General features: G+C 66.4%; 9 protein-coding genes. 7 read left to right on the top strand and 2 right to left on the bottom strand.

Annotated elements, in window-relative coordinates:
- Positions 1-4: 4 nt before the first annotated feature.
- From kdpB to E5675_RS14310, 5 genes are all read left to right on the top strand, one after another.
- The gene (kdpB, locus tag E5675_RS14330) at positions 5-2,038 is read left to right on the top strand and encodes a potassium-transporting ATPase subunit KdpB (RefSeq protein WP_136175108.1); all 2,034 of its coding nucleotides are present in this window, start codon (positions 5-7) and stop codon (positions 2,036-2,038) included.
- Positions 2,039-2,048: 10 nt separating this feature from the next.
- On the top strand, positions 2,049-2,639 hold the full coding sequence (gene kdpC / locus E5675_RS14325; protein WP_136175107.1) for a potassium-transporting ATPase subunit KdpC: 591 nt from the start codon (positions 2,049-2,051) through the stop codon (positions 2,637-2,639).
- Positions 2,636-5,305 (top strand): sensor histidine kinase KdpD, encoded by a 2,670-nt coding sequence (locus tag E5675_RS14320; protein WP_136175106.1) that lies wholly within the window; start codon positions 2,636-2,638, stop codon positions 5,303-5,305. Before kdpC ends, E5675_RS14320 begins: the two co-directional genes overlap by 4 nt.
- Positions 5,302-6,036 (top strand): response regulator, encoded by a 735-nt coding sequence (locus E5675_RS14315; protein WP_136175105.1) that lies wholly within the window; start codon positions 5,302-5,304, stop codon positions 6,034-6,036. The genes E5675_RS14320 and E5675_RS14315 overlap by 4 nt, the downstream gene beginning before the upstream one ends.
- A 173-nt stretch (positions 6,037-6,209) precedes the next feature.
- Complete coding sequence (locus E5675_RS14310; protein ID WP_136175104.1) at positions 6,210-6,566, top strand: hypothetical protein; 357 nt, start codon at positions 6,210-6,212, stop codon at positions 6,564-6,566.
- A 30-nt stretch (positions 6,567-6,596) separates the two neighbouring features.
- Here E5675_RS14310 and E5675_RS14305 read toward each other — a convergent pair whose 3' ends face one another.
- Positions 6,597-7,961, bottom strand: a complete 1,365-nt coding sequence (locus E5675_RS14305; RefSeq protein ID WP_136175103.1) for an amidohydrolase family protein — start codon at positions 7,959-7,961, stop codon at positions 6,597-6,599.
- A gap of 110 nt (positions 7,962-8,071) precedes the next feature.
- Here E5675_RS14305 and E5675_RS14300 point away from each other — a divergent pair, with 110 nt between their 5' ends.
- Both E5675_RS14300 and E5675_RS14295 read left to right on the top strand, forming a co-directional pair.
- The gene (locus E5675_RS14300) at positions 8,072-9,880 is read left to right on the top strand and encodes a DUF885 domain-containing protein (protein ID WP_210727537.1); all 1,809 of its coding nucleotides are present in this window, start codon (positions 8,072-8,074) and stop codon (positions 9,878-9,880) included.
- A 141-nt stretch (positions 9,881-10,021) separates the two neighbouring features.
- On the top strand, positions 10,022-11,263 hold the full coding sequence (locus E5675_RS14295) for an ROK family transcriptional regulator (RefSeq protein WP_136175102.1): 1,242 nt from the start codon (positions 10,022-10,024) through the stop codon (positions 11,261-11,263).
- Between the two features lie 7 nt (positions 11,264-11,270).
- Here E5675_RS14295 and E5675_RS14290 read toward each other — a convergent pair whose 3' ends face one another.
- The gene (locus E5675_RS14290) at positions 11,271-12,626 is read right to left on the bottom strand and encodes a sugar porter family MFS transporter (protein WP_136175101.1); all 1,356 of its coding nucleotides are present in this window, start codon (positions 12,624-12,626) and stop codon (positions 11,271-11,273) included.
- Positions 12,627-12,819 lie beyond the last annotated feature (193 nt).

Raw genomic sequence — 12,819 nt, 5'->3', positions numbered from 1 at the left:
GCATATGGCTCGGTCTGAAACCAGGTCGCTGTTCACGGCGGATCTGATCGTCGCGGCGATCGGCGATGCCTTTCGCAAACTCCATCCCAGGCAATTGATCCGCAACCCGGTGATGTTCACGACCGCGGTCGTCGCCGCGCTGCTGACCATTTTGCTGATGGTCGGGCAGGACGGTCTTGCGACCGGCTTCAAGCTCCAGCTCGTTATCTGGCTGTGGCTGACGGTGCTGTTCGGTACCTTTGCCGAGGCGCTCGCCGAAGGACGCGGCAAGGCGCAGGCGGCATCGCTGCGCGCGACCAAGGCCGAACTGACCGCCAAGCGCCTGAAGAGCGAAAGCAAGGCCCATGAAAATGTGCCCGCGAGTGCGCTGAAGGTAGGCGACATCGTGCTCGTCGAAACCGGCGACCTCATTCCTTCCGACGGCGAGGTCGTCGCGGGCGTCGCATCGGTCAACGAAGCGGCGATCACCGGCGAAAGCGCCCCGGTGATCCGCGAGGCGGGCGGCGACCGCAGCGCGGTCACTGCGGGCACACGCGTTATCTCGGACGAAATCCAGGTGCAGGTTACGGTCAATCCGGGACAAGGCTTTCTCGACCGGATGATCGCGCTCGTCGAAGGCGCCGAGCGGCAAAAGACGCCGAATGAGATCGCGCTGACCTTGCTGCTCGTCGGTCTTACGATCATCTTCCTGATCGCGGTCGGGACGATCCCGGGTTTTGCGAGCTATGCGGGCGGCAGCATCCCCGTCGCGATTCTTGCGGCGCTTCTGATCACGCTCATTCCGACGACGATCGCGGCCCTGCTCTCGGCGATCGGCATCGCGGGCATGGACCGGCTCGTGCGCTTCAACGTGCTCGCGAAATCGGGCCGCGCGGTCGAGGCGGCGGGCGATGTCGACGTGCTGCTGCTCGACAAGACCGGCACGATCACCGTCGGCGACCGGCAGGCGACCGAACTCCGCGCTGTCGGCGGTCGCTCGGCGGCCGAGCTCGCCGAGGCGGCGCTGCTCGCGAGTCTCGCTGATGAAACCCCCGAGGGACGCTCGATCGTCGTGCTGGCGCGCGAGAAATTTGGCCGGACGGCGGACCTGCCGGCGGGCGCCGAGATCATCGCCTTCACCGCGCAGACCCGCATTTCGGGCATCCGGATCGGCGACTGTATGATCCAGAAGGGCGCGGTAGACTCGATCCTGCGCGCCAACCCGGGCGCGGGCACGACCGCCGCGGCGACCGAGCTTCGCCGCATCACCGACGAGATCGCCCGCGCCGGCGGCACGCCGCTGGCGGTGGCGAAGGACGGCGAGCTGCTCGGCGCGATCTTTTTGAAGGACATCGTAAAGGCGGGCGTCCGCGAACGCTTCGGCGAGCTGCGTGCAATGGGTATCCGCACGGTGATGATCACCGGCGACAATCCGCTCACCGCTTCGGCGATCGCCGCCGAGGCGGGGGTCGACGATTTCCTTGCGCAGGCGACGCCCGAGGACAAGCTCGCACTGATCCGCAAGGAGCAGGCGGGCGGGCGGCTTGTCGCGATGTGCGGCGACGGCACCAACGACGCGCCCGCGCTCGCGCAGGCCGACGTCGGCGTGGCGATGAACACCGGCACGCAGGCGGCGCGCGAGGCGGGCAATATGGTCGACCTCGACAGCGATCCGACCAAGCTGATCGAGGTGGTCGGGCTCGGCAAGCAGCTGTTGATGACGCGCGGTGCGCTCACGACCTTTTCGGTCGCCAACGACGTCGCCAAATATTTCGCGATCATCCCGGCGATGTTCGTCGCGCTCTATCCGGGGCTCGGCGTGCTCAACGTCATGGGTCTCGCGACGCCCGAGAGCGCGATTCTTTCGGCGATTATCTTCAACGCGCTGATCATCCCATTGCTCGTGCCGCTGGCGCTTAAGGGCGTGACCTATCGTCCGATGGGTGCGGGACCGCTGCTCGCCCGCAACCTTGCCATCTACGGGCTCGGCGGCCTCGTCGCGCCCTTCGTCGGCATCAAGCTCATCGACCTCGCCGTCGGCGGCCTGGGTCTGGTCTGAGGAAACCGAAATGAACAAGGATTTTATCAGCGCGCTGCGTCCGGCGCTTGTGATGACGCTGCTCTTCGCGGCGCTGCTCGGCATCGCCTATCCGCTCGCACTCACCGGAATAGGGCAGGCGCTCTTCCCGAGCCAAGCCAACGGCAGCCTGGTGCGTGAGAATGGCCAGGTCGTCGGCTCCGAACTCGTCGGCCAGGCTTTCGCCTCCGAACGCTATTTCAACACCCGCCCGTCGGCGGCGGGCGATGGCTATGACGGGCTTGCCTCGTCGGGTTCGAACCTCGGACCGACCTCAGAGCTGCTCGCCGGTCGCGTGGCAGGCGATGTCGCAAGGCTTTCCGGAACCTCGCCGGGCCAACCCGTTCCTGCCGACCTGGTGACGACCTCCGCTTCGGGGCTCGATCCCCATATCAGCCCCGAAGCGGCCTTTTTCCAGGTCGATCGGGTGGCCGACGTCCGCGGCCTCGATCGGGCGGCCGTTCGAAGGCTTGTCGACCAGAGCGTGGAACAACCGCTGCTCGGCTTTCTCGGCGAACCGCGCATCAATGTGTTCAAGCTCAATCGACGACTCGATGCCTTTGAGGCTAAATCCTCCGCGTGATCGAAACCGACCGACCATCACCCGAGGCTTTTCTGCGTCAGGCGGCGCAGGAAGGCCGCGGCCGTCTCAAGGTCTTCCTTGGCGCCGCACCCGGCGTCGGCAAGACGTGGGAGATGCTGACCGGCGGCAGGCAGAAGCGCGAGGCCGGGGTCGACGTCGTGATCGGTGTGGTCGAAACGCACGGTCGCCGGGAAACCGGAGCGCTTGCCGAAGGGCAGGAAATCATTCCGCGTCGCGAGGTCGATCACCAAGGGCACAGCCTTGGCGAGATGGATATCGACGCGATCCTCGAACGGCGGCCGCAACTGGTCCTGGTCGACGAGCTTGCGCACACGAATGCTCCGGGCAGCCGGCACCCGAAACGCTATCAGGATGTCGAGGAATTGCTCGACGCCGGGATCGACGTCTATTCGACGCTCAACATCCAGCATGTCGAGAGTCTCAACGACGTCGTCGCTTCCTTCACGCGCGTCCGCGTGCGCGAGACGGTGCCCGACTCGATCCTCGAAAATGCCGAGATCGAGGTCGTCGACATCCCGCCCGACGAGTTGATCGAGCGGTTGCGCGAGGGGAAAGTCTATATTCCGCAGGAAGCCACGCGCGCTCTCACGCACTTCTTTTCCAAATCGAACCTGACGGCGCTGCGCGAACTGGCACTGCGCCGCGCGGCGCAGGCGGTCGATGCGCAGATGCTCGACCACGTGCGCAGCCATGCGCTGGCGGGCAGCTTCGCGGTCGGCGAACGGATCGTCGTCGCCGTGAGCGAACTCCCCGTCGCCGCCGAACTCGTCCGCGCGGGAAAAAGGCTCGCCGATGCGCTGAAAGCGCCATGGAGCGCGGTCCATATCGAGACGCGGCGCAGCCACGGCATCTCGGACGAGGATCGCCGGCAGCTCGCCGACACGCTTGCACTAGCCTCGCGGCTCGGTGCCTCCACCGCGACCGTTCCCGCGGCCAGCGTGGTCGAAGGCCTGCATGCCTTCGCGCGCGACGCACGCGCGACCCAGATCGTCATCGGCAAATCGGCGCGTCCCTGGTGGTTCGAGATGCGCCACGGCTCGGTCGTCGACCAGTTGGTGCGGACGATCGACGATGTGGCGGTGCACGTCCTGCCGGGCGAGCCCGACGCGCGCACGGCGCGGCGTAGCGGAACCGGCGCACCGGGACGGTGGGGCGAGCCCGCGGATTATCTGTGGTCGTTGGCGATGGTCGCGGCGATGACCGCGCTCGGCCGCCTGCTCCGCGCCGCGCTCGATCTCGGCAATATCGCGCTGCTCTATCTGATCCCGGTGATGTTCGCCGCGGCGAGCTTCGGTCTGCGCGCCGGGCTGTTCGCGGGGCTCGCATCGAGCCTTGCCTATAATTTCTTCTTCCTGCCGCCAACCGGCACGCTCACCGTCAACAATCCCGAAAATGTCGTCAGTATATTGGTGTTGCTCGGCGTTGCCGTGGTCACCAGCCAGTTCGCCGCACGCGTGCGCGCGCAAGCCAATCTGGCGCAGTCGAGCGCGCGCCAGAATGCCGCGCTCGCAAGCTTCTCGCGCCAGCTCACCGTTGCGCCCGATCAGGATGCGTTGATGCACGCTATCTGCGCCGAGGTCGGCCGGCTGCTCGATGTCCGCACTGCGTTGCTGCTCCCGTCCGCCGATGGGCCCATGCTACGCGCCGCAGTGCCGCCGGAGGACCGGCTCGAGCAAATTGAGCGCGCCGCGGCGCAATGGGCGATGGACAATGACCAGCCGGCCGGGCGCGGGTCGTCGACGCTGACCGCATCGGACTGGCTGTTCCACCCGCTCCGCACGACGCGCGGCGTGCTCGGCGTGCTCGGTCTGACGCGCGACGATGCCCGCGAGCCCGTCCGTTCGGATCAGGTGCCGCTGCTGATGAGCCTGCTCGACCAGGCGTCTATCGCGCTCGACCGGATGGAACTCGAGGAAGCGTCGCTGCACGCACGGCAGATCGACGAGCGCGACCGGCTGCGATCGGCGCTGCTCTCGTCGGTCAGTCACGACCTTCGGACCCCGCTCACGACGATCCTGTCGGCGGCGCAGGAGATGCAGCGCCAGCCCTCGCCGGGCCTCGCCGAAACGATCGAGGCCGAAGCGCGGCGGCTCAACCGTTTCGTCTCGAACCTCCTCGACATGGTGCGCGTCGAGGCGGGCGCGCTGCCGATGAAGGCAGAGGCGACCGACCTGTTCGATGCCGCCGCGAGCGCCGCGCACGACACGCGCGCCTCGCTCACCGGGCACGAGGTAAAGGTCGACATTCCATCCAATGTCCCGCTCGTCCGCGTCGATCCGGTGCTTCTGCACCATTGCCTCATCAACCTGCTCGATAACGCCGGGCGCTATGCCGACCCCGGCACGCCGATCGTCATCCGGGCGCAGCGCACGTCCGATGCCATCCTTCTTTCAGTCATCGACGAAGGCCCGGGCATCGCACCGGGGAACGAAAAGCGGGTGTTCGAGACCTTCACCCGGCTCGAGGGCAGCGATCGGGCCAAGCATGGCACCGGCCTCGGGCTCGCGATCGTCAAGGGCTTCGCCGAAGCAATGGGGCTCGCCGTCGAGGCGGGCAACAACGAGGAGCCGCACGGCGCGCGCTTCACGATCCAGATACCGGAGGTGCTGATCATCGCGCCGATGAGTGACAAGGAAATCCCATGAAAGTGCGTCACAAGGTCTTGGTGATCGACGACGAACTCCACATCCGGCGCCTCATCCAAGCGGCGTTGGCGAGGAACGACTATGCGATCGTCGAGGCCGAGACCGCGCGCGGGGCACTGGAGCAGCTTCGAGCCGAGCGTCCCGACATCACCTTGCTCGATCTCGGGCTTCCCGATCGCGACGGGCTCGAACTAGTACCGCTGTTCAAACAGCAATCCGACACAACGCTGATCGTCGTTTCGGCGCGCGACGCGACCGATCAAAAGGTCGCCGCGCTCGACCTCGGCGCCGACGATTATCTCACCAAACCCTTCGATACCGACGAGCTGCTGGCCCGGGTCCGCGTCGCGCTGCGCAATCGGCTGACCCGCGACGGGGGAACGCTGGCGCTCGCGGTCGAGGATGTGACGATCGACCTCGTGGCGCGCACCGTGACGAAGGCTGGGCAGGAGATCCATCTGACCCCCAAGGAATATGGCGTGCTCGCGCAGCTCGCGAAATTTCCGGGGCGGGTGATCACGCACAAGCAGATCATGGCGGAGGTCTGGCCGCACGAGCATGAACATCATGTCGAATATCTGAGGGTGCTCGTGCGAACGCTGCGCCAGAAGCTCGAAACCGATCCGCAGCAGCCGCGGATCATCAGCAACGAGCTTGGTATCGGCTATCGGCTGCGGCTCGGCAACGACGCGTTGGCGGAGGATGGCAAACCGTCGCGCTGGAACATATGAAAACACTGTGGGGGACGCGGCCGGTCGCGTTCCTTCTGACACCGCCTGCTGGAATTCGGCCTGCGATTTCGACCATCGCCAATCCTACGCGATCTCAACGCCCATCCCCTTTTCCCGATCTCGATTTCCTATGCGGCCGTGCGTAATTGAGCGGCCTCCCGATGGAGGATCGAATGACGAAATGGCATGAAAGTGCCGCAGCCAATTTCGGCCTGCGCGCCACAGGTCTGTCGCTTCTCGCCGTGGCCTGGCTGGTGGCGGTCAGGCTCCACCAAATGTTCCATACGATTTCGCCGCGCGACGCGACCCCGCTGGTCATGTTGCTCTCGGCGATCCTCTTTCTCTGCGCGAGTGCGGGCAGCGCACTATCGTTCGTCGGCCCCGGTCTTTGGGAACCGGTCGAGATTTCGGAGCGGTGGCGACGTTTGCCGCTGCCCGGATCCGAAGCCGCCGAAGCTTTCGACGGTATCCCTTCTGGCACTGCATCGCGCCCGGAGGACGGTGCATCGAGCCTTACGGTCGCATTTTAGCCGCCGGTCGGTCCGACCCCGCTTGTTGGGTCAATCCTCGTCGCCCAGCTCGCTCGGCGTCGGTGCAACATAATCGGCGCGCCTGTATTCGCGGCCGCGCTTCACGGTCATCTCGATCCGTTCGATATTGTCGATGTCGGCCAGCGGGTCGGCGGCCAGCACAACGAAGTTCGCGAGCTTGCCCGGCTCGATCGACCCCATATCCTTATCCTGCCCGGCCGCGCGCGCGCCGACCAGCGTCGCCGAATGGATGACGGCGAGCGGCGGCATGCCGACATCGTGCGCCAGATAGCGCAGCTCGGCATGGACTTCGGGCCAGGGGTTGCTCGCGGGGTCGACGAAATCGGTGCCCGTTGCGATCGGAATGCCGGCGCGCCACGCCTGCTGCGTCAGGCGGATCGTGCGCGCGCCGCCGCAACGCAGCGGCTTCGCCTTTGGATCGGCCTTGCGCGCCGCCTCGAACTTCACGAACAAGCTGCCCGTCGCGTCGAGGATCGTGCCCTGCTTCGCCATCGCCCGGTAGAGGCCGGCGACGACGGGGTCGTCGCCCGTCGGCGCGAGGCGCGTCTCGTCGACCGGCGTGCGGTCCTCATAGGCCGCGAGCATCTGCGGCTGCGCTTCATAGCCCAGATAGCAGACATGGCTGACGACGTCGGCGCCCGCGGCGATGACGTCGGCGGGGCGGGCGGGGAAGATCGCGCTGTGCGCCCAGATCATCATCTTCTGGCGGTGCGCCTCGGCGGTGATCGCGGTGACGCGCTCTGCCGGAAGGTCGGCATAGATTTTGATCGCGGTCGCCGACGTGCCGCGGGCCAGCGTCACTGCGGTGCGCAGATCGGTGTCCGCATCGATCGCCTGCATCCAGGGCGCGGTTCCCGGCGCGAAGCCTCGGCTGACCGACAGGACGCGTGGGTCTTCGAAAAAGGGCGGACCCGCCATCAGCGCGGCATAATAGATGTCGGGCGCGGCGATCTCCCCCACGAGCGAAGCGCGCGCCAGATCGCCCACCGCGCGCAGATCGTCGGCCATGTCGCGCACCGCGGTGACGCCGCCGTAAAGCTGGCGGCGCAGGATCGCCTCGGCGCGTTTCCGGTTCGGCGGCGTCGCGAGATGGACGTGGCTGTCGATCAGTCCCGGGATGACGAAGCGACCCGATAGGTCGACCCGCCGGGCCGTTCCGGCCCGCGACGCCAGCGCATCATGCGCGCCGATCGCCACGATACGCTCGCCCTCGACCAATATGTCCTGACCGGCGCGCGCCGCGCCGCCGGTGCCGTCGATGACGGTCGCACCCGTATAAAGCGTCGCTTCGGACGCTGCCGTCGGCGACGGCGCGAGGCCGAGCGCGGCAATAGCGGCGATGACGGCGAGGCGGCGGGAGCGGGGCTTGATCATGCACGGTTCGCTAGCCGGACCGCTCCCTGTCCGCAATCGATCAACGAGTGGTAGTGATTGCGCGGAAGCGGGCGGCGGGTACAAGCAACGCATTCGACAGGAGAATTTTCATGCGTTTCGCCGTTGCTCTGATGCTGATGCCGCTGTTGCCGCTCGCCGTCCTCCCCGCCCCGGCGATGGCCGAGACCTCGCCGGCGGCGACGCAGGACGAAGCGCTGCTCCGCTTTCTCGACGACGCATTCGATACGCGGATCGCGCTCCAGCCCGAAAGTCAGACGCATCTCGGGCTCAAGACCGATTACGACCGGCTCGACGATTATACCGACGCCGCCGCAGTGCGCGAGCAGGCGTTGCTCGAGCAGCAGCTCAAGGAGATGCACGCGCGCTTTCGCCCCGAACAATTGGGCGCGAGCGCGCGCGTCAGCTATCGCCTGTTCGAATATGACGTCGAGCGCCGCCGCGCATCCTTCCCTTTCCGCAAGCTCCGCTTCCCGGTGACGACCAACGGCAGCCCGGCGGGGGATATTCCGGTATTGCTGATCAACAATCACAAGGTCGATAGCGTCGCCGATGCCGAGGCCTATATCGCACGCCTTCGCGACACCGACCGCGTAATGCGCGAGGTCGCCGCAACGATGCGCGAGCAGGCGGCCGCAGGGGCCGTGCCTAACAAGGTCAATTTCGCGCCCGCGCGCGCTGATGCGAAGAAGATCCTCGTCGGCGCGCCGTTCGACGGCGGAGCGGATTCGACGCTGCTCGCCGATTTCCGCAAAAAGGTCGGCGCGCTCGATGCGCCCGATGCGGTCAAGGCGAAGTTGATCGCCGATGCGACCGCGGCGCTGACCGGCCCGTTCAAGCACGGCTATGACGTGCTGATCGCCGCGATCGACGAGATCGAACCCCAGTCGAAGGGCAATTTCGGCGTGTGGAGCCTGCCCGACGGCGCGGCCTATTATGCCGACCGGCTCAAGAATTCGACGACCACCGACCTGACCGCCAACCAGATCCACGAGCTGGGGCTGACACAGGTTGCGGCGATTCGACAGGAAATGGAAGCGATCAAGCGTGAGGTCGGTTTTACGGGCACGCTCGAACAGTTTTTCGACCATATCCGCACCGACCCCAAGCTCAAATACCCGAACACCGCCGCCGGCCGCGAAGCCTATCTGACCGATGCGCGCGCGGTGATCGCCGCGGCGATGGCGGCGGCGCCGCGCTATTTCAGCGTGCTGCCCAAGGCGGCGCTGGAGGTGCGCGCGGTCGAGAAATGGCGTGAGGCAACCGCATCGACCGCTTTTTATAATCCGCCCTCGGCGGACGGGTCGCGGCCGGGCATCTATTATGTCAATCTCGTCGACATGAACCAGACGCAAAAGGTTCAGGTCGCGGCGATCGCCGCGCACGAGGGCGCGCCGGGCCATCATTTCCAGATCGCGCGGCAGCAGGAACTGGCCGGCATCCCGAAGTTCCGCAAGTTCGGCGGCTATGGCGCCTATATCGAGGGCTGGGGGCTCTATTCGGAGCGGCTCGCGAACGAGATGGGGGTCTACAAGAATCCCTACGACCGGTTCGGCATGTTGTCGCTGCAGGTATGGCGCGCGATCCGGCTGGTGCTCGACACCGGCATCCATTCGAAACGGTGGACGCGCGAGCAGGCGATCGCCTATTTCCGCGCGAACAGCTCGGTCGCCGACACCGACATCGCGCGCGAGGTCGACCGCTATTTCAACTGGCCGGGGCAGGCGACGAGCTATATGGTCGGGCAATTGAAGATCGCCGAACTGCGCGAGCGCGCCGAACGCGAACTCGGACCGCGTTTCGATATTCGCGATTTCCACGAAGCGGTGCTGGGCGAAGGCGCGCTTCCGCTCAGCATCCTCGAGGAACAGGTCGGTACCTATATCGCGACGAAGCGATGAACTTCGATACCCAGCCGATTGACAGCGGGGCGGCGCTTCGCTTTATCTAAAATCTAATTATTAAAGCATATATATTTATGGCATGAGTCTGTTTGGCGGGGGGCGCCGGGCATTCGAACAAGCTTGGAGGACAGTCCTGCAATGAGTCTCAACCTTCCGGGTCGCGACCGCCGCCAATCGGCCACGAGCGGCCCCGAGGCGCGCGACGCGCGGCTGACGCTCAGCCTGTCGGGCACCAATCTCGAGCGCGCCGGCGACTATAACCAGCGGATCGTGCTCCAGGCGATCCGCCTGACCGAAGAGACGACGCGCAGCGACCTCGCGCGCGTGACCGGCCTCACGCCGCCGACGATCGTCAACATCACGAAGCGGCTGATCGACCTCGGTCTGGTCAAGCCCGCGGGGCGCCTGCAGGGCAAGCGCGGCCAGCCCGCGATGCGGATCGTCATCGATCCCGACGGCGCCTTCGCGATCGGGCTCAACATAGACCGCGATCATATCACGCTGGTGACACTCGACCTTGCCGGCAAGATTCGCAGCCGCCACACGCGCGAGATCGCGTTCGCGCTTCCTGGAACGGTCGTCGACCATGTGCGCGAAATATTGCCCGGTCTGCTCGAGGAGGGCGGGGTCGACCGGGCACGCATCCTGGGCGTCGGGGTGGCGCTTCCCGACGACCTCGGCCGCATCGCGCTGCCGCATCGGCCGACGGAATATGACGCGTGGGATGGAATCGATCTTGGTGCGCTCCTCGGCGAGGTGCTCCCGTGGCCGCTCCATGCCGACAATGACGCCGCTTCGGCGGCGCTCGGCGAAGTCCATCTCGGCAATGGCATCGCGCTGCCGAGCTTCTTCTACCTGCTGATCAGCGCCGGCCTCGGCGGGGGTCTCGTCATCGACCGCAGCTATGTCCGCGGCGCCGACTCGCGGTCAGGCGAGATTTGGGCGATGCCCGATCCCGAACGCGGCGACGGAGCGAATGTGCAGGACACGGTTTCGTTGTCGGCGCTTTACGCGCGGCTCGAAGCCGCCGGGCATGGCATCGAGGCGCCCGACGCGCTGCTCGGCAGTTCGCCCGATGCCGAGGCGGTGATCCTGAAATGGCTCGACGATGCCGCAGACGCGCTCGTCCAGCCGCTGATCGCGGTCAATTGCCTGATCAATCCCGCCGCGATCCTGATCGGGGGGCGGCTCCCCGGCAAATTGGTCGACGGTCTCGTCGAGCGGCTCAACGCCCGGATGGCGGGGCGCCAGCTTCCGGCCGTAGCGCCTGTACGGCGGGCGGGCGCGGCCGAAGACGCCTCGGCGATCGGCGCCGCGATCATCCCCTTCCTCGACCATATCCTGCCGTCGGAATCGATCCTGATGCAGGCGGGGCGCTGATCGGGCCCTAATCTATCCGCTGCGCCATGTCGTCGAGATCGACGCCCTTCGTTTCGGGAAAGACCGCCGCGACGACGACGAACTGAACGACCATCGCGGCGGCGAAGATGACGAAGGGGGCGCCGGGCGACCAGGCGATCAGCACCGGGAATATCCCGGCGATCAGCGCGTTCATCAGCCAGTGCGTGCTGGCGCCGAGCGCGCTGCCGCGTGCGCGCACCGGGGTCGGGAAAATCTCCGAAATATAGACCCAGATGACCGCGCCCTGACTGGTCGCGAAAAAGGCGATGAACCCGATCAGCGCGGGCAGCATCAGACCCGTGCCGAGCGCGCCGAACAGCACCCCGGCCGCGGCGGCGAGGCACAGCGTCATTCCCGCCGCGCCCGCGAGCAGCAGCGTCTTGCGCCCGAGGCGGTCGATCAGGGCCATGCCGGCGAGCGTGAAGACGAGGTTGGCGATGCCGATCATCACGGCTTGCCGGTCGGGCGATAGCGACCCAGCGCGCGCGAAAATATCGTTCAGATAATAGAGGACCGCGTTGATGCCCGCGAGCTGGTTGAACATCGCGATCAGGATGGCGAGCAGCATCGGCCGGCGGTGCCGGCGCCACGACAATTTCTCGCCCGGCGGATCGCGTTCGAGCGCTTCTTCGATCCGGTCGAGTTCGGCGCTCGGTGCACCGATGCGGGCCATCGCCAAGCTCGCTTCGCCGCGGCGCCCCTTGGTTATCAGCCAGCGCGGGCTGTTGGGAATCGCGAAGAGCAGGATGAAGAAGAGCAGGGCAGGGGCGGCGGTCACACCCAGTTTCCAGCGCCACGCCGCCTCGCCGCCGATTAGCCCCGCGATCGTCGCATTGCTCAGATAGGCGACGAGGATGCCGGTGACGATCATCAGCTGGAACAGGCCGACGAGAAAGCCGCGGTGCCGCGGCGGCGCGATCTCGGCAATATAGACGGGCGCCAGCACCGACGAACCGCCGATCGCCAGCCCGCATATGAAACGGAAGACGAGAAATGCCGTCCAGCTGGGCGCGAGCGCGCAGCCGAGCCCCGCGACGAAATAGAGGACGGCGAGCACGCGCAGGCTGTCGCGGCTGCCGAAGGCGTCGCCCGGCTTGCCCGCGAACAACGCGCCGACCAAGGTTCCCCAGAGCGCGGCGGACACGGTGACGCCGAGCGTTTCGGGGGTGAGGGCGAAGAGACGCGTGAGGTCGCCGGTCACGCCGGCGATGACCGCGGTATCGAATCCGAAGAGGAGTCCGGCGAGCGCCGCTGTTCCGATCGCAGCGGCCAGGACGCCTCGGCGTGCACGGGGCTGCGCGTCAGCGCCGGAAAAGGCTGCGCTCTCGGGCGTATCCGTCAATTTTTCTCTCCCGCAGGATCGACGTCGGCGCCGTCCTCTTTCGCCTGGACATGCCACAAACGCACCTTCGATCAAATAAATTAATTTTCATTATTATCTTGACGCCGACGGCGTGCACGGGGCAGGCTGCGAAAAATCGGCCGCCGGAATGCCTTCGGGTGGCGGCGCTCCCGACCCGGAAAGGCGGGCGGGG

Source organism: Sphingopyxis sp. PAMC25046, assembly GCF_004795895.1.
Classification (GTDB): domain Bacteria; phylum Pseudomonadota; class Alphaproteobacteria; order Sphingomonadales; family Sphingomonadaceae; genus Sphingopyxis.
The sequence above is the reverse complement of the archived record's forward strand: the minus strand, read 5'-3'. Positions and strand labels throughout refer to the sequence as shown.